Consider the following 24632-nt stretch of genomic DNA (forward strand, 5'->3'; position numbering starts at 1 on the left):
CCCGCTTCAGCCCGACAAGCCAGACGCGACTTGATGCAGTGTGACGCAAGAGTCAGAGACCGGGTGCGCTGTCCCGGCGACCACGGCACTGGCCGCGTCCATTGCTCCGGAGCCGTGCGGCACCCCGAGTGCCTTGAGGCCCGCGTCGATCGAGGCGAGGGTTCCCATCATCGAATGCCCCGAAACATGCCCCATGTGACCGACCCGGAAGAAGCCGAGCTCGGCCGGATCGCCATGCGGGACCATGCCGAGGCCGATTCCCAGCGTCAGACCCATCTCGTCCTCGCACCACATGCGCAGCTTGGTCCCGTTTTCGGGCAGGCGCACGGCCGTAACGGCATTTGAGCGGATGGCCGGGTCGCGGACGTTCATCTCGACACCAGCCCCGTTTGTGCCGTGATCCTCCCAACGCGCGAAGGCTGCATGAAGCGCCCCGGCAAGCGTGCCGTGGCGTGCCCAGACGTTCTCGATCCCTTCCTCGTGGACGATCATGTCCAGCGACTCGCGCAGCCCAAAAAGGTGGTGCGTCGGGCCGGTGCCCTGGAAGTAACGGAAGTACACGTCGGGTGTCGTGCGCGGCTTCCAGTCCCAGTAGAACGTGGCCAGGTCGGACCGTTCGCGCGACCTGGCCGCCCGATCGTTGTAGAAGACGAACGCCACACCGGCAGGCGTCATAAGTCCCTTCTGGCACCCCGCAAAGGCGACATCCACGCCCCATTCGTCCATCCGCATCTCGTCACAGCCCAAGCTGGCCATGCAATCGGCCTGCAGCAACGCGGGGTGGCCAGCGGCATCGATTTCCGCCCGGATCGCCTTCAGATCAGCCTTGATCGATGACGAAGTGTCCACGTGAACGCAAAGGACGGACTTGATCTCGTGCTCCGTATCCTCGCGCAGGCGCTGCCCAATGGCGGCGGGATCCATCGCATGACGGTTGCCAAAATCCAGCATCTCCGTCCGGATCCCCATGCTGCGCGCGACCTCGGCCCAGCCGTCGGCAAACGTGCCCGTGCGCGGCACGAGGACAAGATCCCCCTTCGCGTGCGTGTTGGCCAGTGCCGCCTCCCACGCGGCATGGCCGTTGCCAATGTAGATGGTCGCGTTGTGCTCTGTCTGCGCCACCGTCTTGAGGTCGGGAATCAACGAATGCGTCATGTCGATCAGCGGACCGACGTAGATATTCGGAGATGGGCGATGCATCGCGCGCAGCACGCGGTCCGGAATGATCGAAGGGCCGGGAATGGCGAGCGTCTTGGGACCGTGGGCAAGCGACATGAAAGCTCCTGATATGCTTTGTCAGATCGGTAAGCCCCGCCTTCGACAGGGTCAATGTGTGACGGCAATCGGGATCAATGTGCGGCAGCAAGGGGTTGGCGCGGCGGCGCGCTTGCGCCATCTATTGCCCGTGAAACGCATTATCCTTCGTGTCTCGGGTAACGACCGGGAAAAATTTCTTCATGGCTTGCTGACGCGGGACGTGCCCGAAACCGGCCTGGGCTATGCCGCGCTGCTGACTCCGCAAGGCAAATACCTAGCCGATTTCCTGACGTTCCGTGACGCGGACGCCTTCTATCTCGACGTATCGGCCGACCAGGCCCCTGGCCTAGCGCAGCGGCTTGCGATGTACCGGCTGCGCTCGAAGGTGGAGATCGCGGACAGCGGCCTGTCCGTGGCGCGCGGGATTGGTGAGGCTCCCAAGGACGCGGTGGTCGACCCCCGGCCGGGCATGGGCTGGAGACAGTATGCCACAGAGGGCGGCGCACAGGGCGGCGATGATATCGACTGGGATGCCGTCCGTGTGGAGAACATCGTTCCGCAGGCGGGGATCGAGCTGATCCCCAACGAAAGCTATATTCTGGAAATGGGGTTCGAGCGGCTGGGTGGCGTCGACTTCAAAAAGGGCTGTTTCGTCGGGCAGGAAATCGTCGCCCGCATGAAGCACAAGACCGAGCTGCGCAAAGGGCTGGTCCGGGTCAAAGGGGCCGTTGCACCGGGGGCCGAGATCACCAACGCGGGCCGTCCGGCGGGCACGGTCCACACGGTGTCGGGCAACCGCGCGCTAGCCTACCTGCGATTTGACCGCGCCGAGGGGATGGAGACTGAGGCGGGGCCGCTCACGCTGGTCTGACTGTGCGACCTAGTTGCAGGCGCTGATCATCAAGCATTCTGAACTCAGGGATCACCAACCTTCGTTGGCGTCGAAACTCCCTGCACTCTACCTGTCCGGGCGAAACGCTTTGAAAGGACAGAACATGATTCCCAGCCGTATCGCCGCCTTTGCCGATGGAATGCTTGGCGGAAACCCCGCCGGTGTCGTTGTTGCCGACGCCCTGCCCCCTGCGACCGAAATGCAGCGCGTGGCGCAAGACCTGGGCTATTCCGAAACGGCCTTCGCCGCGCCCGACGGCGACGTCTGGATCACCCGCTACTATGCGCCCGAGGGCGAGGTCGCCTTCTGTGGACACGCCACGATCGCACTGGCGGTCGAACTGGGCGCGCGCCACGGGGCGGGCACCTACAGGCTGTCGCTGTCAGGTGGCGAAATCACGGTCGACGCACGGTCAGAGTCGGATGGCTGGGTGGCGGAATTGACCTCGCCCCCGACGTGGTCGCGCCCGTTGGAGGCAGACGCGCTGGCCGAGGTTCTTGCGCTCTTCGACCTTGGGCATGGCGACCTCGACCCGGCCTTGCCCCCAACCCTCGCCCATGCCGGCGTGCAGCACGCCATTCTGACCCTGAGCGACCGCGCCCGCCTTGCCGCAATGGACTACGATCTTGACGCGGGCCACGCGATCATGGCCCGCCACGACCTGACGACGATCAGTCTGCTGCACATCACATCGGACGTTGAGTTCGCCTCCCGGAATGCCTTCGCCAGCGGCGGCGTGCCGGAGGATCCGGCGACGGGTGCGGCGGCGGCGGCCCTTGGCGGTGCCTTGGTCGACCTCGACTGGCCGGGCCTGAGTGAAGGCGGCGAGTTCACTATCCGGCAAGGTCAGGACATGGGCGCGCCGTCCGTGTTGCGCGTCGCCGTCACCGGCAAACCCGGCGACCGGGTGCGCGTTGCGGGTCGGACGCGGGCGATCTGACGCCACGGGGGTTTGCGATCCGAAGGGGAACGACCTACCTGTGTCGCAACCAACAGACACGAGGCCCCGATGACCCACTTCCCCGCCAGCCTGACCACGCTGAACCGCACCCTTCCCCGCGACGCAAACGCCGCGCCTGCGGGTGGCGATCCGCTGGGCGACTTGCCAGAATGGGACCTGACCGACCTCTATGCTTCGGAAGACGCGCCGGAGCTGAAGCGCGACATGGAATGGCTGGAAACCGAATGCGCCGCCTTTGCCGCCGACTACGAAGGCAAGCTGGCGGGTCTGAGCGCCGAGGACATGCTCCGCTGCATCCAGCGCAACGAAAAGATCGACGAGATCGCAGGCCGCATCATGTCCTTCGCAGGCCTGCGATACTATCAGGTCACCACCGACGGCGACCGGGCCAAGTTCATGTCCGACTGTCAGGACAAGCTGACCACCTTCACCACGCCGCTGGTGTTCTTCAGCCTGGAGTTCAACCGGATCGACGACGCACGCTACGGAGAGTTGATGGCGGCCAACGCCGACCTGGCGCGCTACCGTCCCGCACTGGACCGCCTGCGCGCGATGAAGCCGTATCAGTTGTCCGATGAGTTGGAGAAGTTTCTTCACGACACTTCGGTCGTCGGGGCCTCGGCCTGGAACAAGCTTTTCGACGAAACGATCGCCGGCCTGACGTTCGTGGTCGACGGCGAAGAACTCGGCATCGAGGGGACGCTGAACCTGCTGACCGATCACGACCGGGCAAAGCGCGAAGCCGGTGCCCGCGTGCTGGCCGAGGTGTTCGGCAGAAACGTCCGGACCTTCGCCCGCGTCCACAATACGTTGACCAAGGAAAAGGAAATCACAGACCGCTGGCGCGGCCTGCCAACGCCGCAGTCGGGCCGCCACCTGGCCAATGATGTTGAACCCGAGGTGGTCGAGGCGTTGCGCAACGCCGTGGTCGCCGCCTATCCGCGCCTGTCGCACCGGTACTATAAGCTCAAGGCGAAATGGCTGGGGCTGGACACGCTTCAGGTCTGGGACCGCAACGCGCCCCTGCCGATGGAGGAAACGCGGCTGGTCGGCTGGGACGAGGCACGCAAGACCGTAATGGACGCCTATGCCGGTTTCTCGCCCGAGATGGCGAAACTGGCCGAGCCGTTCTTCGACAAGGGCTGGATCGACGCGGGCGTCAAACCGGGCAAGGCCCCCGGTGCCTTTGCGCACCCCACGGTCACGACGGTGCACCCCTACGTGATGCTGAACTATCTTGGCAAACCGCGCGACGTGATGACTTTGGCGCATGAACTGGGCCACGGCGTGCATCAGGTCCTGGCCGCAGATCAGGGCGAGATGCTGTCCTCCACACCGCTGACGCTGGCCGAAACGGCGTCGGTCTTTGGCGAGATGCTGACCTTCCGCGCCATGCTGGATGGGGCAAAGGACGACGCGCAGCGAAAAGTCATGCTGGCTGGCAAGGTAGAGGACATGATCAACACGGTCGTCCGCCAGATCGCCTTCTATGACTTCGAGTGCAAACTTCACGCCGCCCGTCGCGAGGGCGAATTGACGCCCGACGATATTGACGCGCTGTGGATGTCGGTACAGGCGGAATCTCTGGGGCCGGTTTTCGAATACATGGAAGGCTACGAGCACTTCTGGGCCTACATCCCCCACTTCGTGCATTCGCCCTTCTACGTCTATGCATATGCCTTCGGGGACGGCCTCGTGAACGCGCTCTACGCGGCCTATCAGGACGCGCCCGAGGGGTTCCAGGACAAGTACTTCGACATGCTGAAGGCCGGCGGCTCCAAGCACCACAAGGAGCTTCTGGCCCCCTTCGGCCTTGACGCCTCCGACCCGGCATTCTGGGACAAGGGCCTGTCCATGATCGAAGGTTTCATCGACGAATTGGAAGCCTTGGAGGAGTAACGCCCCACCAAAGACAAGGGCCCGCAGGTTTTATGCGGGCCATTCGCGGCGAAGGTGACATTAGTTTCGGGGACGCCCCCAGAACCACGAACCCGCAGCCGAGCGGTCAGGTCATGGTTCAATAGACCACGCCCGCCTTTCGTCCCGGCCTCTGGCCCCCCGCGCCTGATTGCCCTAGCCTCATGACGCGAAATTCGAGGAACCCTGCATGCAACTCTGGGTGGGCCTGGGCAATCCGGGCGCAAAATACGCGGGAAACCGGCACAACATCGGCTTCATGGCACTTGACCGGATCGCCGAGGAGCAGGGCGCGCCTTGGCGGTCGAAGTTCCAAGGCGACCTTGCCGAAGTGCGTTTCGGGTCCGAGAAGGTCTGGCTGCTTAAGCCTCACACTTTCATGAACCTGTCCGGCCAGTCAGTGGGCGAAGCGATGCGTTTTCACAAGCTGGAGCCGGGCGACGTAACTGTGTTCCATGATGAGCTTGACCTGGCCCCCGGCAAACTGCGCCTGAAACAGGGGGGCGGACATGCCGGGCATAACGGTCTGCGCTCCATCCATCAGCATATCGGGCCGGACTATGCCCGCGTGCGGCTGGGCATCGGCCATCCGGGGCACAAGGACCGGGTTGCGGCGTACGTTCTGTCGGATTTCGCCAAGGCCGAGGGCCAGATGCTGGAGGATCTGTTGCGCGGCATCTGCGACGGCGCGTCGAAGCTGGCCGCGGGGGACGGACCGGGCTTTACCAATGCCGTGGCCCTGCGCGTCGCGCCGCCGCGGTCTTCAGGTGGCGGTGGGCCCAAACAGGACAAGGCGAAACCCGAGCCGGACAAGCCCACGGATGCCCCAACCATCCAGGAAAAGCTGTCGCCGCTGCAAAGACTCGCTGCGAAATTCAAGTGACGCGACACCTCCCTTCAACGACGTAGCTGCCCAATAGTTATCGGGGCGCGGAGGACCTTCACATGCGCAAATGGCTGACACGGATTGGATTGATCCTGCTTGCGCTGGTGCTGGCGGGCGGTGGCCTTGCCATCGTCAAGCGCGAGGAGATCACGCGTCTGCTGGCGGTCAACACGCTCTTCGCACCCGACAGGATCGTCGCGAATTTCTCGGATATGAGGGGCGCGTTTCTCTGGGTGCCGCTGCAGGGTCAGGCGGGCGAGCCGCCGCCCCAAGGCGTGGAAACGCGCCTGCCGGTCGGGGCCGAGCAGTGGATCATCGACCGGCAGATCACCGGCCTTGTCGTGCTGCGCGGCGGCGCGGTCGCACACGAGAGCTATTACCTCGGCACCGGGCCGGACGATTTGCGGATCAGTTGGTCAGTTGCCAAGTCCTTCCTGTCGCTGCTGACCGGCATCTTGGTGGACGAGGGGCGCATCGACCTGTCGGATCCGGTCGAGAAATACGCGCCTGTCCTTGCGACCTCCGCCTACGCGGGGGCGACGGTGCAGGATATCCTGCAAATGGAATCCGGAGTCGCCTTCGACGAAGATTATTTCGACCCCGACAGCGACATCAACCGTATGGGCCGGGTCATCGCATTGGGCGGCGCACTGGATGAGTTCACCGCCGCGCTCGACACGCGTGACCGTGCACCGGGGGAGGCAATGACGTATGTTTCCATGGATTCGCACGTGCTGGGGATGGTGCTGCGCGGGGCAACCGGGGCAACCATCCCTGTCCTGATGGCAGAACGGCTGACTGGCCCGATGGGCATCGGCCCCGCCTATTTCCTGACCGACGGAGAGGGCGTGGCCTTCGTTCTGGGCGGGCTGAACATGCGCACGCGCGACTATGCCCGTATGGGCCTGCTGGTCTCTCAGGGTGGGCGGCTCGACGGGCAGCAGATCGTGCCCGCACATTGGGTCAATGTTTCAACCGTGCCATCGGCCAAGACAGGGGCAGGGCAGATGAAGTACGGCTATCAATGGTGGATGCCGTCGGACGCGCGCGCGGGTGAGGTCATGGCGCAGGGCGTCTACGGCCAGTTCGTCTATATCGACCGGGCGCGGGATGTGGTGATCGCCGTCAACGCGGCAGACCGCAATTTCCGCGCGACAGGAGTGTCGAAAGCCAATATCGAGATGTTCCGCGCCATCGCCGCCGCGCAATAGCATTTCGCGCTTCCTATGTTACCTGTCGCCCCAACCAAGTCAGGAGGCCCCATGTCCCAATCCGTTCCCGGCCAGGTGGCCGCACTCAACGTCTTCGGCGAACCACTGGCCGTCTGCGGCATGGACCCAGTCACCGGCTTTTTCCGCGACGGCTGCTGCAACACCGGCCCGATGGATGTCGGCGTCCACACCGTGTGCGCGGTTATGACGGCGGAGTTCCTCGCCTATTCCAAGTACTTGGGCAACGATCTGTCGACCCCCCGCCCGGAATACGGCTTCGCAGGCCTGAACCCCGGCGACCGCTGGTGCCTTTGTGCCGCGCGGTTTCTGCAAGCGCACCACGAGGATTGCGCGCCACGCGTCAATCTGACCGCGACGCACCAGCGAACTCTGGACATCGTGCCACTCGAAATCTTGCAGCAGTATGCCGAGGGCTGAAACACGCAGGCCGCTTGCCGCTGCCCGGAGGCCGGATCCCGACGATCCTGTTCGATGTCGCCCTGTTCAGGATGATGCTGTACAGACACCACCCGATGTCGAAACTCCATATTGGAATCCCACGTGGATGTCCTGTACCTGACGAAGCCATGATAACTCCTGGTTTCCACCCCGTCCCGCCCGGCAAAATCGCCGCCGTCGTCACCCATCTGGAGATGGTAGAGCCGCCCGCGATGCGTCCCGCGACCCTGCCCGACGGCGCGGCGCTGACACGGGTGGAGCGGCCTGAGGTCGATTGGTATCGCGACCTTTTCACTCGCGTCGGCGCGCTGGACTGGCTGTGGTTTTCCCGGCTTCGGATGGCGGATGCCTCGTTGCAGGGCATCCTGCGCGACCGGGACGTCGAAGTTTATGCGCTCACACTCAACGATCAGACTGAAGGGCTCCTGGAACTGGATTTCCGCGATGGCGAATCCTGCGAACTGGCCTTTCTGGGTCTAACGCCCGCCGCGCAGGGGATCGGGGCCGGACGCGCCCTGATGACAACCGCGATAACCCGCGCCTTCGCCCGGCCCATCACACGGTTTCAAATCCACACCTGCACGTTCGACAGCCCCGTCGCGCTGCCGTTTTACATGCGCTCGGGGTTCGTGCCCGTGCGCCGCGAGATTGAAATTGTGGATGATCCGCGTCTGGACGGGACCATCCCCGAGACCGCAGCGGCGCATCACCCCATCATCAAGGGGTGACGCCAGACCGCGTTACTTCCGCCCGTTTCCATTTCCGCCGCCGTTACCGCCGCCATTGCCGTTATTGCCGCCGCCGTTACCACCGTTGCCGTTACCACGGCCTTGCGACCTCGAGGCCTGGCGATCATCACGCTCGGCGCGACGCTCGGCGCGGGCCTCGTCTCGCGTGGCAGCACGTTCGGCATTCCGCAGGTGCGCCTCCAAGGCGGTTTCGATACCCTTGAGACCGGGATGGCGCGCGCCTTCCTCGATTTCCTCACCCTCTTCGGTCTCCATTCGACCGGCCAGTTTATCGTAAACGACGATAAGGGACTCTGTCCCCTTCTTCATCTCGTATTCCGTCTCGTTCCAACGGTCCCGAATTGAAACCTGCTCAAAGCCTTCTTCTGCGGCGGCCTCGACGACTTCTTCTGTCACCTCGTCGACTTCGACGGTTTGTGACATCGCCGGGCTTCCCATGACGAAGACAAGGGATAAGGCGCTCAGGGCACCAAGATGAACAAAACGGAAAGCGGACATTTGACAGGCTCCAGCAGATTTCAGGTTTCTTGCCAAAAGTTAAGTTCAGCAATGTGGCCAAATCAAGGACGCGCCCCGGCAGGTCGGAAACCCGCCAAGACCCGCCTGCCCCCGCGCGACGAACCTCGACCCCTGCGTCAGGCTAGAGAACGTCCCCCATCTCCCAGCCAAGCGCGCGGGCAACGGTGAAGATATCCTTGTCGCCACGACCGCACATGTTCATGACGATGATGTGGTCTGCCGGCAGGTCCGGCGCGATCTTCATGACATGGGCCAGTGCGTGGCTGGGCTCCAGCGCGGGGATGATCCCCTCCATCTCGCAACACAACTGGAACGCCTCAAGCGCTTCCTTGTCAGTGATCGAGACGTATTGGGCTCGCCCGATGTCGTGCAGCCAGGAATGCTCCGGCCCGATGCCTGGATAGTCGAGTCCGGCGGAAATGCTGAATCCTTCCAGGATCTGACCGTCGTCATCCTGCAGCAGATACGTCCGGTTTCCGTGCAGAACGCCGGGGCGTCCACCCGTCAGGGAGGCGCAGTGCTCCATCTTGGCGTTCACGCCCTTCCCACCGGCTTCTACACCGATGATGTTAACTTCCTTGTCATCAAGGAACGGAAAGAACAGGCCCATCGCGTTCGAGCCACCACCGATCGCGGCAATGATCGTGTCTGGCAGACGGCCTTCGGCGTCCTGAATCTGGGTCTTGGCTTCCTGGCCGATAATGGCTTGGAAATCCCGGACCATGGCAGGATAGGGGTGCGGACCCGCAACGGTCCCAATGCAGTAGAACGTGTCATCCACATTCGTCACCCAATCGCGCAGCGCGTCGTTCATCGCGTCCTTGAGCGTACCGCGACCCGAGGTCACCGGCACGACCTCCGCCCCCAGCAGCTTCATGCGGAAGACGTTGGGCGATTGTCGTTCCACGTCGTGCGCGCCCATGTAGACGACGCATTTGATACCAAACTTCGCGCAGACGGTCGCCGTGGCGACGCCGTGCTGACCCGCGCCGGTTTCCGCAATGATACGCGTCTTTCCCATGCGACGTGCCAAGATGATCTGGCCCAGCACATTGTTGATCTTGTGAGCCCCTGTGTGGTTCAACTCGTCACGCTTGAGATAGACTTTCGCACCGCCCAGACGCTCGGTCAGGCGCGCGGCGAAATACATCGGGCTGGGGCGGCCGACGTAATGTGTCCACAGGTCGTGCATCTCGGCCCAGAAACTGTCATCGGTCTTGGCGAATTCGTACTGACGTTCCAGCTCGAGGATCAGGGGCATCAGTGTCTCGGAGACAAAGCGTCCGCCGAAGTCGCCAAAGCGCCCGTTCTCGTCCGGGCCGGTCATGAAGCTGTTGAGAAGATCGTCGGGCATGGGTTTGCTCCCCCTCGTGTCAGATTGGGTCTAAAGCGCAGAACCGGCACCTGCAACGGGGGCGACGCGCGTCAGCCCGCCGCAGCGGCCACGAATGCCGCGATTTTTGCGGCGTCCTTCACACCCGGCGCGCTTTCGACGCCAGAGGACACGTCGACCTGGCATGCGCCCGTCAGACGCACCGCTTCGGTGACGTTGTCGGGGGTCAGGCCGCCGGCCAGCATCCAGGGGCGGGACCACTCCCGCCCAGCGATCAGCCGCCAGTCGAAGCCGACGCCATTCCCCCCCGGCAGGTCCGCCCCCTTGGGCGGCTTCGCGTCTACAAGTAACTGATCCGCGACGGCGGCATAGGCATCAAGCGCGGGCAGATCGTCAGCATCGCGCAGACCCACGGCCTTCATCACCGGCAGACCGGTCCGCAGGCGCACCTCGAGAACACGCTCAGGGGTTTCGTCGCCGTGCAACTGGATCATGTCCAGGGGGACGGCACCCGTGATCGCGTCAAGCGCCGCGTCATCGGGATTGACCAGCAGGGCCACCTTGGCCAGCCCGACCGGCGCGGCAACCGCCAGGTCCCGGGCTTGTTCGATGGTCACGTTCCGGGGTGATTTCGGAAAGAATACCAGACCCATGTACGCCGCCCCTGCCGCAGCCACCGCATCGACATCGTCAAGCGTGGTCAGGCCACAGATCTTGGTGCGAACGCCCCGGCCCGGCTGTGTCACTCGCATCATCTCAGGAAGACCGTGCCGGGATCAGGCATCGCCCAGAATGGTTAGAACATCGTCTGAGTCGGACTTTTTCCGAGTCTTGGCGAGTTCCTTTTCCAGCTTTTCTTTTTGCGCACGCTCCGACCGGGCCTCGGCCCGGTGCTTGTGCTCTCGCAGCCATTCCCAGACGAACCCGATCAGCAGGCCCAGCCCCATCGCAAGGAAGATAACGACGAACATCGGCATCGTAATCGACAGGTTTAGTCCGATGAACCCCGACATGTCCTCGGGGATGATCCGCAACGTCACCATCGAACGGTTAGCCAAAGCCAGCACCACAAGGCAAAGGGCGAGCAGGCCAAGAAACAGATATCGGATAAATCTCATATGATTGACCTAGCCCCGTCGCGCGACGCTGTCCAGATGGATGCAGCGTGCCGGATGGCTCAGGCCTTGTCGTTCAGGCGATCGCGCAGAAGCTTGCCGGCCTTGAAAAAAGGCACGTGCTTTTCTTCAACCTGAACGGCTTCGCCCGTGCGCGGGTTGCGGCCCGTGCGGGCATCGCGTTGCTTGACCGAAAATGCTCCGAACCCCCTCAACTCCACACGATTTCCATCGGCCATCGCGTCGATGATCTCTTCGAAAATCGTGTTCACGATCTTCTCGACATCACGCTGGTAAAGGTGCGGATTCTCATCCGCGACTTTCTGGATGAGTTCGGAACGTATCATGTCTTCCCTTTCCTGCCTTGGCCTGAAGAAAATTTCGTCTCATGCAGGTCTGTTTAGTATAGACAATTTCGCTTTTGCAAAAAAGGGGTTCTCTGGATCGCAGCCGCTTGAATGTCCAACTTTTCCTATCAGTGAAGCTATGAGACGCAGGCAGGCTACCCCCTCGGTATCGGCAATTCCATCACCCAGCATATTCAGGTTGTTGATCAAATTCCGCGCCGCAAGTCACGGGGATCATTGCAAATGCCCGCCACAGCACACCGCCTTGTGACATTTTTACCAAGATACTTTTCCCGCCTTTACGGCTGGGAATTTGGTCCCGCCCCGAAAAGCAAACCTTTTCAGACGAAAAGCGGCCCCCCAAAAGGAGGGCCACCTTATCCAAACGACGTATGTCGTTCTTTCAGTCGTCGTCGCCCTTAAGCGCGGCACCCAGGATGTCGCCAAGCGATGCACCCGAATCAGAGGACCCGAACTGTTCGACGGCCTCTTGCTCCTCGGCGATCTCACGCGCCTTGATCGACAGACCCAAGCGACGGTTCTTGCTGTCGACATTCGTCACGCGGACGTCGATCTTGTCACCGGTGCCGAAACGCTCGGGGCGCTGATCGGCACGATCGCGGGCCAGGTCGGACCGACGGATGAAGGACTTCATGCCCTCGTATTCAACCTCGATGCCACCCTCTTCTATCTTGGTGACCTCGACGGTGATGATCGAGCCGCGTTTCACGCCACCGATGGCTTCCGCATAGGGATCGCCGCCTGCCGCCTTGATGGACAGAGAGATACGCTCCTTGTCGGTATCGACCTCGGAGACGACCGCCTTGACGATGTCGCCCTTGCGATAGTCGCCGATCACGTCTTCGCCACGGCCTTCCCAAGTCAGGTCCGACAGGTGGACCATGCCGTCGATGTCGCCCGGAAGCCCAATGAACAGACCGAACTCGGTGATGTTCTTGACCTCGCCCTCGACCTGCGTGCCCTCGGGGTGTGTTTCCGCGAACACTTCCCACGGGTTGCGCATGGTCTGCTTGAGGCCAAGCGAAACGCGGCGCTTGGCGGTATCGATTTCCAGCACCATGACTTCGACTTCCTGCGAGGTCGAAACGATCTTGCCGGGGTGCACGTTCTTTTTGGTCCAGGACATTTCCGAGACGTGAACGAGGCCCTCGACGCCCGGCTCCAGCTCCACGAATGCACCATAGTCGGTGATATTCGTGACGCGACCGGTGTGGTTGCTGTCGAGTGGATACTTGGCGATCACGGCATCCCACGGATCATCCTGCAGCTGCTTCATGCCGAGGCTGATGCGATGGGTCTCCTTGTTGATCTTGATGACCTGCACCTTGACGGTCTCGCCGATCGACAGGATCTCGCGCGGGTCATTCACACGGCGCCAGGCCATGTCGGTGACGTGAAGCAGGCCATCAACGCCACCCAGATCGACGAACGCGCCGTACTCGGTGATGTTCTTGACGACGCCGTCCACGGTCTGACCTTCGGCCAGGTTGCCGATGACTTCGGCGCGCTGCTCGGCACGGCTCTCTTCGAGGATCGCACGACGCGAAACCACGATGTTACCGCGACGGCGATCCATCTTCAGTATCTGGAACGGCTGCTTGAGGCCCATCAGCGGGCCGGCGTCGCGCACGGGGCGTACGTCAACCTGCGATCCGGGAAGGAAGGCCACGGCACCGCCGAGGTCGACCGTGAAGCCGCCCTTGACGCGACCGAAGATTGCGCCTTCGACCCGCTCTTCCTTGCCATAGGCTTCTTCGAGGCGGTCCCATGCGGCTTCGCGGCGGGCCATCTCGTGCGAGATGACGGCTTCGCCACGGGCGTTTTCAACGTTGCGCAGGAAGACTTCGACTTCATCGCCGACTTCGATTTCCGCAGGCTCACCGGGATTCGCGAATTCTTTGAGATCGACGCGGCCTTCCATCTTGTAGCCAACGTCGATGATGGCCTGGCCGGCTTCGATTGCCAGCACTTTGCCTTTGACGACGCTGCCTTCTTGCGGCGTGTCGATTTCGAGGCTTTCGTTCAAGAGGGCCTCGAACTCCTCCATGGATGCATTGGTAGCCATATGGCGTTCAGTTCCTAACGTTTGCATTTGTCTGGCCGCGCGGTTGGCTCCGCCGGTCTGGGTTGATGTCTGCCTTCGGCAGAACGGTTTGGTCGGAAAGCGCCTCAGACGCAGGTTGAACCGCTTGTCCGTCGCGCTGTCGGGTGACGCGGGGGGAATAGGCCAAAAACGTCTAACGCACAAGGGGAATGGACGTCACGCCTCAGCGGTCAGGCGGCCGTCCCAATATCCGCGCCAATCGCGAGGGAAACGTCTGCGGGCACTCCGCCAAGCCTGACGACGTCACAGCGGAATTGCGGCGCGCCCGTCCGGTCCGGCCCAGTGCTGCGCGCCTGCGACGCAAGCACTCGGAAGGCCCGAAATTCGGGGCACTTTCTCGCTGCAGCGGCGGCAACGCTACAGCCGAGAGTGTCACCCGACCAGATGCTCCGCCAGGAACGCCCCCGCCGCAGCCCAACTGCGCCGGGTCGAATTCGCAACGTATCCTTCGGTGCGTGCCGGGTCGGTAAAGGCATGTTCGGTGTGCCCAAAGCAAAGCGCGTGCCAGTCGGCGCAATGCTCCTCCAATTCGGCGGTCATCTCCCCGAATTGCGCCGGTGTGGCCAGCGGGTCGGCCCAACCGTGGCATAGCAGGACCGGCGGCATGGTCTGCGTAGGTGTCGGCGGTCGGTCGAACAAACCGTGGAACGAGACGATCGCATCCCCTTGCCCCGATCGCGCCAGGTCCAAGACGGCCTTGCCGCCAAGGCAGAACCCGAAAGCCCCCACGCGAACCGGCCCCCACCCGCGCACTTCGGCCAAGCCGGCCTGCATCCGACGCAGAAGCGCCGGGCGGTCGTTCTGCACCTCGCCCATCTTCTGGCTGGCTTCGCCGCTGTCGTTCGTGCGCCAGCCATCGCCGTAGTAGTCGAGGGCCAGCACGTCATAGCCCTTGGTGGCCCAGAGATCCGCTTGCTCCATCTCGAACTCCCGCAGACCGGCAAAAGCCGGCGCAATCAGCAGCCCCGCGCCGTTCGGTGTCCCGGGCTGCGCGCGGTAGCCGACAAGGGTCCGGTCGTCGCCGGAATATTCGTAACGTTCGCCCATCAGTCTTCCTCCAACATGTCAGGCTCGAAGGCCTCTATTTGACCCACTGCCGCGCCTGCGATGCCACGCACGTCGCCATACATGCCCATCATCGCGCCGATGGCCTTTTCCAGTTGCTTTTCGCGTGTCGCCCATTGCGAGGTCATGTGCTTCTTTTCCTTCGCGAGCGCGGCCTGCATCGCCTCGAAGGGCTCCACCACCGCCTCCATGCGCGCCCGAAACTGCGGCCCGGTCAGGTAATCATAAAGCATCTCGGACTTCGTCGCCTGCCCGTCCCGGGCCCCCCGCGCTTCGGCCACGCGCAGCATTCCGTCACGCAGGGCATGGGCCAGCGACACCGCATAGCGCGGGGCCACGACCCAGACGCCATCAATCATCGCGAAGGTGCTCAGGCCCTCCGGGCGCGCCTGACTGACCAGAACGGCCACGTCGGCCCCGGCACCGCGTGCATCGTCGCGCAGCTTGGGCAGCCAATCCTTCGACCAATTCGCCGTGGCCTTGGACTCCCAGATGATGGTTCCCGCGCCCGCGACGGTCTGCAGGCAATCCGCCCCGCGCACGCCCTTGCCCACCTCGGCGATGCCGTCTGCCGGAAACGCCTGGCGCAGTTGGTCTTCCAGAACGATCTCCGCCGCTTCGCCCTGCAACTGTTGCGAGCCTTGCTCGACCTTTTGCTTGAGGACATCGATTTGCCGCTTCAGCGTGTCCATCTGCTGATCCTTCTCGACCAGCTTGAGCCGCGACGCATCCTCCTGCGCGCGAAGCCGGTCGGCGGCCAGGGCTTCCGCCTCCTGCGCCAGCTTCGCGCGGGCGATCTCGGTCTGGGCGGCGACCTGCTTCTGAATCGTCAGATCCATTTCCCGTGCGCGATCCTTAAGCTCCGCCTCCAGCTTGAGAGCCTGGGTCTGCGCGGCCTGCGCCTGCGCCAGCTTGGCCTCTCTGGCCTTGTCCTGCGCGCGCAATGCGGCAAGCTCGGCCTCACGCTGCGCCTCGGCTTCTTCCATCTGGGCCAATCTCTCGGCCTGAGCAGCGCGGGCGGCCTTGGTCGCCTGCTCTTCGATCTGGGCTTTCTGGGCGACCAGCGCCGCGGCCTGGGCCTCGGCCATGTCGCGTTTGGTCTGGGCCAGAAGCGGCCCGGCCAATGACTCGGTCAGTTTGATGTCGCTGCCGCAATCGGGGCAGGAAATTGTGGGATCACTCATGCCACCACGCTGCCCCGCGCGGCGACGGTCTTCAAGCGGATTACAGCTTCAGATGTCCTGCCCGCGATCCAGCAACCGTTCCAGAAGCTGTCGCTGCTCGTCCCGGCTGTCCCCCCGTCCGAATTGAATCGCCCCTGACGAAAAAAGCGTGCCGTAGGTCAGCGCCGTATTCACGGTCTGCCCGATGCCCGAGATCAGTTGATCCCGGCGCAAGCTTCGCAGCGGATGGATGAACACCGCCCAGACGCGGCCTTCCGCAATGGCGTAGCGTGCGTCCAGAACGCTGTCGAAATTGGCCTGCATCATCCGGGTCAGTTCCTGTTGGGACAATCCTTCAACGGACCGGATGGGCACCATCGCGCGCATCCGGTCGGCGCGAGGATCGGTCACGATCAGGACCGGCACGTCCTCGACCGTCAGGCGGAAAGCCGCGCCAGCCTGTTCCACGGCGGGATCAAGGGCGGAAAGGATCGACGCCATCCGCTCAAGATTCATGTCGACGATGGCCGGGGGCGACGCCTCGGGGGCCATCGACTGGCCGTGCGCCAAGCCGGAGAGGCCGATGATAAGCACCATCGGAGCGACGGTCATGGTGAGCAGTCGCATGGACGTTTGCGCAGCGGCGGTCAGGACCGATAGGACGCGAGGCATGGCAATCTCCGATAACGAACCGTCCCAAGGCTAGACCCAAGGTCGATCACGTCGCCATGCACCTTTCGGTGATCGCCGCAGATCAGAGCGCGTCGAGCGCCGCCTGAACTCGGGCGGCCGCGGCATCGACAGCCGCATTGATATCCATCTCAGAGGTATCGATGATCGTCGCGCCGGGCGCGGGCTTCAATGGTGCCTCGACCCGGTTGATGTCGCGCGCGTCGCGCGCCAACACGTCCTCCAGAACACCGCCGGGCGTGACGTCATGACCCTTGTCCGAAAGTTCCCGGTACCTGCGGTCGGCGCGCACCTCGGCAGATGCCGTGACATAGAGCTTCACCTCCGCGTCGGGACAGATGACGGTGCAGATGTCGCGCCCATCCAGAACGGCCCCGCCTTCGGCCCGCGCGAAATGACGCTGGAACTCGGTTAGCGCGGCGCGCACCTCGGACAGAACGGCAACCCGGCTGGCCGCCTGCGCCACCTCTGTCGTGCGAAGCGTATCGGCGTCCATGTCCTCGGGGCGCAGCGACAGCGCCGCCTCGACCGGATCTTCCCCCGAAAGGGTCCGCGCCCCGACCGCACGATACAGCAGGCCTGTATCGAGGTGCCGAAAACCGAAACGCGCGGCGACGGCCTTGCTTATGGTGCCTTTTCCGGCTGCCGCTGGTCCATCTATCGCGACCGTAAAGATCATGCGTGCCCCCTGTTCTGTCGTCGTCCGCACCTACGGACACATTTCGGCGACTTCGTATCAGCCCGGTCCGTCGGCGCAATGGGCGCGCAGGGTCGTCACGCTTCCACCTCTGGCCCGCTGCGACCCGCAGCAAAGCAGGGCAGACCGTCGGTGGCGCGGTAGTAATCGCCCCGGTCGGCATAGAAGATATGCGCGTCCATCGACAAACCGGTATCTCCGTCCAGCGACCCCGCCATCAGATAAACCGTGCCGTCCCCCTCCTCCCAGAAAAGGTAGCTGCCGCAGATGCCGCAGAATCCGCGCCGCCCCTGCGGACTGCTCCGGTACCAGTTCACTTCACCGGTCAGTTCGATGCTGCTCCAAGGTGCCGGCGTAGCGGCGGCGTAGTGGCCCGTCTGCTTGCGACACTGGCCGCAGTGGCAGGCCGTCACCGGGCCAAGCGCATGCGTCGTGGTGTAGGTAACTTGCCTGCAAAGACAGGATCCGTGTTGGGTAATATCGGTCATTGAACCCTTCCCGCCGAGCTTTCATGCGCGTGTCGTAACATCTTTCATCAAATGATGATCGTCGGCCAGCCACGCGAGGCAAGGGCGCATTGGGACTGGCGAGCGTAACGGGGCGGTGCAATCTGCGCGCCGCGCCCGGCACGCACGGTCAATAGGTGCTGTCGCCGCCCAGCGCCTGCACGAGTGAGATTTCGGGCCAGGTTCCACGCCCACCGCCCGCGCGGATCAGGCAAAGCTGTGCTTCGGCCCCGGCGCGGTCGCCCTCCTCCAGAAGGCCTTGCGCCAGATAGCTGCGCGCCTGCCAATTCTCAGGATCGATCTTGATTGCCGCGTGATAGAACGCCACGCCTGCTTGGAAGTCGCCCCCCTTCCGTGTGGCGTATCCGCGCAGCGTCAGCGCGTCGGGCGTGGTCGGATCCTCCAGCGTCGCAAGAACGCGCAGCGCATCATTCGCCCGGCCGAAACTAGCCAATTCGCGCGCGCCCTCGATCCGTTCCGCATCATTCAGGCGGCTATCGCCGCTGTCGACGCAGGTCTTGCTTTCAGCGTCGTAAATCTGGCTGCCGGTGCAGTCCTCGGACGTCTTGGTCTTGACCGGCGGCGCGGTGCCCGCGGCCAGCGCGGACAGCGGCATCAACGCGGCCAGAATGGCAAAGTAAACTTTCATGAAAGCCTCATCGGGTCGGGAAGTACATTATCTAAAAAATGATGCACCGGGTCCAAACGGCAAGTCACGGAACCAAGACCCTAGTGGTCCGGCTTGTCGAAGCTCGCCCCCAGGCCAGCCATCAGCGGCTCAAAAATCGGGAAGGACGTGACGATGGGGCCTGCGTCGTCCACGGTAACTGGTTGCCGCGACGCGAACCCGGCGCAAAGAAAGCTCATCGCGATTCGGTGGTCCAGATGCACGGCAACGGTCGCACCGCCCGCGATGCCGCCCGGCCCGCGGCCATCGACTTCCCACCAGTCCGCACCGTCACGCACCTCGACACCGCAGGCCCGTAGTCCAGTGGCCATAGCATCGATCCTGTCGCATTCCTTGACCCGCAACTCCGCTACGCCGCGCATCACTGTCGTTCCTTCGGCATTGGCCGCGACGACCGAGAGAATGGGATATTCGTCGATCATGCTGGCCGCGCGCGCGGGCGGAACCTCGATGCCCTTCATGTCAGGTGAGAAGCGTGCGCGCAGGTCGGCCACGGGCTCCCCGCCCTCTTCGCGCATATTCTCATATGTCAGGTCGGCCCCCATGTCGCGCAGGGTTTCGAACAGGCCGGCGCGGGTCGGGTTCAGGCCGATGTTCGGAACCAAAACATCCGATCCGGGCACGATTAGCGCTGCGCAGACAGGAAAGGCGGCCGAGGACGGGTCGCGCGGCACGATGATGACTTGCGGCTTCAATTCAGGACGACCCAAGAGTGTGATCTCTCGACCCTCGGCGGTGTCCCGCGTTTCGATCTGCGCACCGAAACCACGCAGCATCCGTTCCGAATGGTCGCGGGTGGCCTCACGCTCCACAACAACAGTCTCGCCTGGCGCGTTTAACCCGGCCAGCAGGACCGCGGATTTGACCTGCGCACTGGGAACCGGGGTGGCGTAACGCACGGGTACCGGATCGCTTGCGCCAACCACCGTCATCGGCAGCCGCCCACCCGAACGCCCGTAAGCCGCCGCACCGAACAGGGCCAGCGGGTCGGTCACGCGGGCCATGGGGCGTTTGCGCAAGGAAGCGTCGCCGGTATACGTCACCGAGAAGCCGTGCGTCGCCGCCGCCCCCATCAGCAGACGCACGCCGGTGCCCGAGTTGCCGCAGTCGATCACGTCTTCAGGCTCCATCAACCCACCGACACCCACACCGTTCACGACCCAGGTGTCACCGTCGCGGGTGATTGTCGCGCCGAAGGCCTGCATGGCCTTGCCGGTGTCGAGGACGTCCTGCCCCTCCAGAAGGCCGGTCACGCGGGTCTCACCCACGGCCATAGCCCCCAGGATCAGGCTGCGGTGGCTTATCGACTTGTCGCCCGGCACATGCGCCTCGCCCGTCAGAGGCCCCGAAGCAGTGGCGGTCAGGGGGGTGGCGGGTCCGTGGCTCATATCGTTCTCCTTCGGCTCGACCGGCGGAATAGCCCGCACAACGGGGCGCGTCCATGCCGGTTCTGTCCGGGTGCAGGATGCAGGTGACCTGTCCAGAGGCGACGAACTGCCCTATCTGTTCAGGAATGAAACGCAGAACACTTCTCGGCCTTGCTGCCACCCTTGGTGCCGGGGCCTTGGCCACAGGCGGGGTCACGATGGGAAACAGCTATTACTCGGGCCCCAAAAGCGACCATTTCGATGGCGAAGCCTTCTTTAACCCTGACGGTATCCCACCCAAGGGCCTCCGGGATCTGCTGCGCTGGCAACTGGGGAAAGATCGGGCGGATTGGCCCGACAGCATCGGCGTGACCCAGATCCGGCCCGACGCCCGCGTCGCGGACCTGCGGGTGACGATGATCGGCCATGCCAGCGTCCTGATCCAGGCGGGCGGGGTGAATATCCTGACCGACCCGGTCTGGTCCAAGCGGGCGAGCCCCCTGAAGATCGCCGGTCCGGCCCGCGTCACCGCCCCCGGCATCGCGTTCGACCATCTGCCGCCCATTGATGTCGTCTTGCTGTCGCACAATCATTACGACCACATGGACATCAGCACGCTGCGCCGACTTCACGCGCGCTATGCGATGCCGGTGCTGACGCCGTTGGGCAACGACACGATCCTGCGCGCCGCGATCCCCGGGATCGACGCGCGCGCAGGCGACTGGGATGACGTGTTGGAGGGTGGCGGCATCAGCACCCGCCTGCTGCAATGTCACCACTGGAGCGCCCGCGGCACGCGCGACCGCAGTCACGCCCTGTGGTGCTCGTTCGCCGTGGAGACTCCGGTTGGTCGGATCTATGCCATGGGCGACACCGGATATGATGGGGGGCGGCCTTATGAAGTTGCGGCGCGGTACGGGCCTTACCGGCTGGCGATCATTCCCATCGGGGCCTATGCGCCGCGCTGGTTCATGAAGGGTCAACACCAGAACCCCGATGAAGCCGTTGCCGGTTTTCGCGTAGCGGGCGCGAAACATGCGCTGGCACACCATTGGGGCACGTTCCAGCTGACGAACGAAGCGCGGGAAGAGCCGCCGGAGCATCTGCGCATTGCGCTGGCAGCGGCGGGGATTTCGACGGATGTTTTCCAGACAGTGGTGCCGGGAGCCACGTGGGACGTACCGGCCTGAACCCGATCAGTCGCGGCGGAACGTCATGTAATGCGGCACACGGTCTTCACGGATGGCCTTGGCCTCGTAGCGGGTGCGAGTCCAGTCGCCCCATGGCTCCCGCCAGTCCGACGGACCTTCGGCCAGCCAGGTGAACCCGTATTTGGGAACCTCTTCCATGGTCTGTCGCACATAGTCGGGGATGTCCGTCGCGACGCGGAACTCCGCGCCCGGCTTCAGGCATTTCGCCAAGGGAACCAGGTGTTCTTCGGTCACGAAACGGCGGCGGTGGTGGCGGGCCTTGGGCCAGGGGTCGGGATAGAGCAGGAACGCCTTGGAGATCGACGCGTCGGGGATCACGTCGAACAGGTCGCGCGCGTCGCCCGGATGGATCGCCACGTTCTCGACCCCAGCGCGTCGAATCTTGCCCAACAGCATCGCGACACCGTTGATATAGGGCTCCGCCCCGATAATGCCGACGTCGGGATTGGAGGCCGCCTGATGCACCATGTGCTCGCCCCCGCCAAAGCCGACCTCAAGCCAGACGTCCTTACCACCGAAGAGAGCACCCAGGTCGATCGGCTCTCGTTCCGGATTTACGTCCCACCCGACGTCACCCGGGCTGAGCGCAGCGAGGTCAGCGTCCAGATAGCCCTGTTGAGACTGCTTGAGCGTCTTGCCCTTGGTGCGGCCATAGAAATTTCGATGCGGACGTTCGGTCATAATTAGCTGTGTTCGGGTTTGAGTATTTTGAAGCAGAGAAGTCCTGCGGCCTCAGCGTGTGATGCGGTTCACATGTGCCATCTTGCGGCCCGGCCGGACTTCCGCCTTCCCGTAAAGATGCACCTGCGTATCGGGCGCGGCCAGCAGGTCGGGCAACCGGTCCATATCATCGCCGATAAGATTTTCCATTACGACATCGGCGTAGCGCTGCCCGTCGCCCAAGGGCAATCCCGCGATGGCGCGGATGTGCTGCTCGAACTGGTCAACGGCGCAACCCGCCTGCGTCCAATGGCCGGAATTATGGACGCGCGGGGCGATCTCGTTGACGATCAGGCCTGCGGGAGTGACGAAAAGCTCGACCCCAAGTACCCCAACGTAATCCAGCGCGTTCAGGATGCGACCGGCCAGTAAGGCGGCATCGGTCCGCTGTGCGCCAGTCAGGGTCGCGGGCACGGTCGTGGTCCGCAGGATTCCGTCCCGATGCACGTTTTCACCCGGATCGAAGCAGACGACTTCGCCCGACAGGCCCCGCGCGGCGATAACGGAGATTTCGCGTTGAAACCCGACGAAACCTTCCAGAATCGCATCGGCTCCGCGCATCTCGGCAAAGGCAGCTTCGATTTGCTCGGGACCGTCGACCCGGACCTGGCCCTTGCCGTCATACCCCATACGGCGGGTCTTCAGAATGGCGGGTGTGCCAAGGTCTTCGATCGCGGCGATAAGGGACGCTGCATCCGGGATGTCGCGGAACGGTGCACAGGTCAGACCCAGCCCTTCAAGGAAAGTCTTCTCGGTCAGGCGGTCCTGGCTGATGGCAAGGGCGCGGGTGCCGGGGCGGATCGGGCGCAGCGCCTCCAACAGGTCCAGGGCGGTCGCGGGGACATTCTCGAACTCGTAGGTGATGACATCGACTGATTTCGCGAAGGCTTCAAGCGCACCCAAGTCTTCGTAACTGGCCTTGGTGCGCGCATGAGCGACCTGCTCGGCTGGCGCGTCCCCAGGTTCATAGATATGCGTCAGGTATCCAAGCCGACTGGCCGCGACCGAAAGCATCCGGCCCAGCTGACCTCCGCCGAGAATGCCGATGGTTGACCCAGGAGCAAGCGCATCGGTCATTGCGGTGCCTCCGGGATGGAAGCGGCCAGATCGGCGCGCCATTGGTCAAGGCGCGCAGCGAGATCCGCGTCGGACGTCGCAAGAATGCCCGCGGCCATCAGCCCCGCATTCGCTGCCCCCGCCTCGCCGATGGCCATCGTCGCCACTGGGAACCCCTTGGGCATCTGAACGATGGAATAAAGTGAATCGACACCGGACAGCGCGCGGGTCTGGACCGGCACGCCGACGACAGGCACGCGGGTTTTCGACGCCATCATACCAGGCAGATGCGCCGCTCCACCGGCCCCGGCGATGATGACCTTAAGCCCCCTTTCGACGGCTGTCTTGCCATACTCCCAAAGTCGGTCGGGCGTGCGATGCGCCGAGACGATGCGCGTCTCATAGGGGACACCCAGTTCGTCGAGGATATCGGCGGCCAGTTTCATCGTCGGCCAATCGGATGTGGAGCCCATGATGATGCCCACGGGCGGATTTTCAGTCGTCATGGAGGCCTCAGGCGATGATGTCAGGGGTCAGTTCGTCCTCGATCCGCGCGATGCGGTCCTTGAGGCTCAGCTTCTGCTTCTTCAGCCGCTTGATGACCAGAAGGTCGGGGGCCGTGCTGCCTTCCAGCGCCTTGATCGCGACGTCCAGGTCGCGGTGATCCTGGCGCAGCACCTCTAGGCGCATGCGCAGCACGTCGTCGTGACTGAGTTCTTCGGGAGCTTTGTTCACGGGTTAGCCTCGGACAGATTGAGCGCCTGTTATACCGCGCGGTCCGTTTCGTCCAATGTTTCGGTCCAGAACTGACGGAGTGTCCGCGTAGCGATCCACGTCACGAAGCGCGCCAGACTTGCGCAAAGGCCGGCGGATGCCCACATTATGAATGTGTCCGGTGCCTGAATAGGGCCGGATCGACTAAATCGGATCGCTTTATGAAAGGGCCCGAACGATGACCAAGCCGACCTTCGGCACGCATCCCTTCCTGCTCGGCTTTGATGAGCTTGAACGGTTGGTGGAGCGCACGGCGCGCACCGGAAACGAGGGGTATCCCCCCTATAACATTGAACAGACTTCGGACACGCAGGTGCGCATCACGCTGGCCGTCGCGGGTTTTTGCGAAGACGACCTGTCCATCACGCTGGAGGATCGCCAATTGGTGATCCGGGGTCGATCCCAGCCTGAAAACGACGAGCGTGTGTTCCTGCATCGCGGCATCGCATCCCGCCAGTTCCAGCGCGCGTTCGTGCTTGCTGATGGGATGGACGTAGCGGGGGCATCCCTTGAACATGGCCTGTTGCACATCGATTTGCAGCGGTCGGCACCCGAGAACGTGGTGCAGACAATACGCATCGAGAGCGGACCGGCCAAGGCCCGCGCTTCGGCCAACGATTGAACGCCACAGGAACGCGGGAAAGGAACGACACAATGCCCATGACCACAAGCGAACAGCGTAGCAAGATCGAGTCCCTTGGCGGATCGCTGGTCTATGTCCGGCGCGTTGACGTCGAGGATTTGCCCCATGCTGTGCAGGAACAAGCCCGCGAGGGCGGCCTTGATGAACTTTATGCGCTGCACCGCGCTGACGGCGAACAGGTCGCACTGGTCGGGGACCGCAGCCTGGCATTCAACCTTGCACGGGAAAACGACCTCAATCCGGTAAGCGTACACTGACGAAAGTGTCCGATAGGCCATGAC

28 protein-coding genes are annotated in these 24632 nt (G+C 63.5%); 10 read left to right on the plus strand and 18 right to left on the minus strand.

Annotated features, from left to right (window positions below; all coding sequences use genetic code 11):
• Window positions 1–6: 6 nt before the first annotated feature.
• Window positions 7–1275 carry a pyridoxal-phosphate-dependent aminotransferase family protein gene (locus BLV27_RS03930; protein WP_092642704.1) on the minus strand — a complete coding sequence of 423 codons (1269 nt, stop codon included), beginning with the start codon at window positions 1273–1275 and terminating at the stop codon, window positions 7–9.
• Window positions 1276–1405: 130 nt separating this feature from the next.
• On the opposite strand from BLV27_RS03930, the gene ygfZ reads away from it, so the two are divergent.
• From ygfZ to BLV27_RS03965, 7 genes are all read left to right on the plus strand, one after another.
• Window positions 1406–2128, plus strand: coding sequence for a CAF17-like 4Fe-4S cluster assembly/insertion protein YgfZ (gene ygfZ, locus BLV27_RS03935; RefSeq protein WP_244504525.1), 723 nt, complete (start codon window positions 1406–1408; stop codon window positions 2126–2128).
• 124 nt (window positions 2129–2252) lie between these two features.
• The gene (locus tag BLV27_RS03940; protein WP_092642710.1) at window positions 2253–3089 is read left to right on the plus strand and encodes a PhzF family phenazine biosynthesis protein; all 837 of its coding nucleotides are present in this window, start codon (window positions 2253–2255) and stop codon (window positions 3087–3089) included.
• Between the two features lie 69 nt (window positions 3090–3158).
• Window positions 3159–5009, plus strand: coding sequence for a M3 family oligoendopeptidase (locus BLV27_RS03945; protein WP_092642713.1), 1851 nt, complete (start codon window positions 3159–3161; stop codon window positions 5007–5009).
• A gap of 208 nt (window positions 5010–5217) precedes the next feature.
• Entirely contained in the window at window positions 5218–5910 is a 693-nt protein-coding gene (gene pth, locus BLV27_RS03950; RefSeq protein WP_092642716.1) for an aminoacyl-tRNA hydrolase, read from the plus strand.
• 62 nt (window positions 5911–5972) lie between these two features.
• Window positions 5973–7124 carry a serine hydrolase domain-containing protein gene (locus tag BLV27_RS03955; protein ID WP_092642719.1) on the plus strand — a complete coding sequence of 384 codons (1152 nt, stop codon included), beginning with the start codon at window positions 5973–5975 and terminating at the stop codon, window positions 7122–7124.
• 51 nt (window positions 7125–7175) lie between these two features.
• On the plus strand, window positions 7176–7562 hold the full coding sequence (locus BLV27_RS03960; protein ID WP_092642723.1) for a DUF2237 family protein: 387 nt from the start codon (window positions 7176–7178) through the stop codon (window positions 7560–7562).
• A 149-nt stretch (window positions 7563–7711) separates the two neighbouring features.
• On the plus strand, window positions 7712–8311 hold the full coding sequence (locus BLV27_RS03965) for a GNAT family N-acetyltransferase (protein WP_092642726.1): 600 nt from the start codon (window positions 7712–7714) through the stop codon (window positions 8309–8311).
• 12 nt (window positions 8312–8323) lie between these two features.
• On the opposite strand, the gene BLV27_RS03970 is transcribed toward BLV27_RS03965, so the two are convergent.
• From BLV27_RS03970 to aroA, 13 genes are all read right to left on the minus strand, one after another.
• Window positions 8324–8755: a hypothetical protein gene (locus BLV27_RS03970; protein WP_139176550.1), complete on the minus strand. Its 432-nt coding sequence runs from the start codon at window positions 8753–8755 to the stop codon at window positions 8324–8326.
• Between the two features lie 217 nt (window positions 8756–8972).
• Window positions 8973–10205 (minus strand): tryptophan synthase subunit beta, encoded by a 1233-nt coding sequence (gene trpB, locus BLV27_RS03975; RefSeq protein ID WP_092642732.1) that lies wholly within the window; start codon window positions 10203–10205, stop codon window positions 8973–8975.
• A gap of 71 nt (window positions 10206–10276) precedes the next feature.
• The gene (locus tag BLV27_RS03980; protein WP_244504526.1) at window positions 10277–10939 is read right to left on the minus strand and encodes a phosphoribosylanthranilate isomerase; all 663 of its coding nucleotides are present in this window, start codon (window positions 10937–10939) and stop codon (window positions 10277–10279) included.
• Between the two features lie 21 nt (window positions 10940–10960).
• On the minus strand, window positions 10961–11302 hold the full coding sequence (locus tag BLV27_RS03985) for a LapA family protein (protein WP_092642735.1): 342 nt from the start codon (window positions 11300–11302) through the stop codon (window positions 10961–10963).
• Between the two features lie 59 nt (window positions 11303–11361).
• Window positions 11362–11646 carry an integration host factor subunit beta gene (gene ihfB, locus BLV27_RS03990; RefSeq protein ID WP_092642738.1) on the minus strand — a complete coding sequence of 95 codons (285 nt, stop codon included), beginning with the start codon at window positions 11644–11646 and terminating at the stop codon, window positions 11362–11364.
• A 403-nt stretch (window positions 11647–12049) separates the two neighbouring features.
• Window positions 12050–13759: a 30S ribosomal protein S1 gene (rpsA, locus tag BLV27_RS03995; protein ID WP_092642741.1), complete on the minus strand. Its 1710-nt coding sequence runs from the start codon at window positions 13757–13759 to the stop codon at window positions 12050–12052.
• A 384-nt stretch (window positions 13760–14143) separates the two neighbouring features.
• Window positions 14144–14818: a dienelactone hydrolase family protein gene (locus tag BLV27_RS04000; RefSeq protein ID WP_092642744.1), complete on the minus strand. Its 675-nt coding sequence runs from the start codon at window positions 14816–14818 to the stop codon at window positions 14144–14146.
• The gene (locus BLV27_RS04005) at window positions 14818–16020 is read right to left on the minus strand and encodes a DUF2130 domain-containing protein (RefSeq protein WP_092642747.1); all 1203 of its coding nucleotides are present in this window, start codon (window positions 16018–16020) and stop codon (window positions 14818–14820) included. Before BLV27_RS04005 ends, BLV27_RS04000 begins: the two co-directional genes overlap by 1 nt.
• A gap of 48 nt (window positions 16021–16068) precedes the next feature.
• Entirely contained in the window at window positions 16069–16671 is a 603-nt protein-coding gene (locus BLV27_RS04010; protein ID WP_342023673.1) for a hypothetical protein, read from the minus strand.
• Window positions 16672–16753: 82 nt separating this feature from the next.
• Window positions 16754–17368 carry a (d)CMP kinase gene (locus BLV27_RS04015; RefSeq protein ID WP_092642750.1) on the minus strand — a complete coding sequence of 205 codons (615 nt, stop codon included), beginning with the start codon at window positions 17366–17368 and terminating at the stop codon, window positions 16754–16756.
• Between the two features lie 95 nt (window positions 17369–17463).
• Window positions 17464–17874: a GFA family protein gene (locus BLV27_RS04020; RefSeq protein ID WP_092642753.1), complete on the minus strand. Its 411-nt coding sequence runs from the start codon at window positions 17872–17874 to the stop codon at window positions 17464–17466.
• A gap of 148 nt (window positions 17875–18022) precedes the next feature.
• Window positions 18023–18541: a tetratricopeptide repeat protein gene (locus BLV27_RS04025; protein ID WP_092642756.1), complete on the minus strand. Its 519-nt coding sequence runs from the start codon at window positions 18539–18541 to the stop codon at window positions 18023–18025.
• An 80-nt stretch (window positions 18542–18621) separates the two neighbouring features.
• Window positions 18622–19968, minus strand: coding sequence for a 3-phosphoshikimate 1-carboxyvinyltransferase (gene aroA, locus BLV27_RS04030; protein WP_092642759.1), 1347 nt, complete (start codon window positions 19966–19968; stop codon window positions 18622–18624).
• A gap of 125 nt (window positions 19969–20093) precedes the next feature.
• On the opposite strand from aroA, the gene BLV27_RS04035 reads away from it, so the two are divergent.
• Window positions 20094–21137 (plus strand): MBL fold metallo-hydrolase, encoded by a 1044-nt coding sequence (locus tag BLV27_RS04035; RefSeq protein WP_092642762.1) that lies wholly within the window; start codon window positions 20094–20096, stop codon window positions 21135–21137.
• Between the two features lie 6 nt (window positions 21138–21143).
• On the opposite strand, the gene trmB is transcribed toward BLV27_RS04035, so the two are convergent.
• From trmB to BLV27_RS04055, 4 genes are read right to left on the minus strand one after another with little or no spacing between them, the layout of a single operon-like run.
• Complete coding sequence (trmB, locus tag BLV27_RS04040) at window positions 21144–21839, minus strand: tRNA (guanine(46)-N(7))-methyltransferase TrmB (protein WP_092642765.1); 696 nt, start codon at window positions 21837–21839, stop codon at window positions 21144–21146.
• A gap of 51 nt (window positions 21840–21890) precedes the next feature.
• Complete coding sequence (locus BLV27_RS04045) at window positions 21891–22955, minus strand: 5-(carboxyamino)imidazole ribonucleotide synthase (RefSeq protein ID WP_092642768.1); 1065 nt, start codon at window positions 22953–22955, stop codon at window positions 21891–21893.
• Window positions 22952–23440: a 5-(carboxyamino)imidazole ribonucleotide mutase gene (purE, locus tag BLV27_RS04050; protein WP_092642771.1), complete on the minus strand. Its 489-nt coding sequence runs from the start codon at window positions 23438–23440 to the stop codon at window positions 22952–22954. Before purE ends, BLV27_RS04045 begins: the two co-directional genes overlap by 4 nt.
• A gap of 7 nt (window positions 23441–23447) precedes the next feature.
• Window positions 23448–23669: a YdcH family protein gene (locus BLV27_RS04055; RefSeq protein WP_244504528.1), complete on the minus strand. Its 222-nt coding sequence runs from the start codon at window positions 23667–23669 to the stop codon at window positions 23448–23450.
• A 217-nt stretch (window positions 23670–23886) separates the two neighbouring features.
• Here BLV27_RS04055 and BLV27_RS04060 point away from each other — a divergent pair, with 217 nt between their 5' ends.
• Window positions 23887–24330, plus strand: coding sequence for an Hsp20 family protein (locus BLV27_RS04060; protein WP_092642774.1), 444 nt, complete (start codon window positions 23887–23889; stop codon window positions 24328–24330).
• 32 nt (window positions 24331–24362) lie between these two features.
• A complete protein-coding gene (locus tag BLV27_RS04065) occupies window positions 24363–24608 on the plus strand; it encodes a DUF1150 family protein (RefSeq protein ID WP_244504529.1) in 246 nt (81 codons plus the stop codon).
• Window positions 24609–24632 lie beyond the last annotated feature (24 nt).

It is taken from the genome of Jannaschia faecimaris, assembly GCF_900107415.1.
Taxonomy (GTDB): Bacteria; Pseudomonadota; Alphaproteobacteria; order Rhodobacterales; family Rhodobacteraceae; genus Jannaschia; species Jannaschia faecimaris.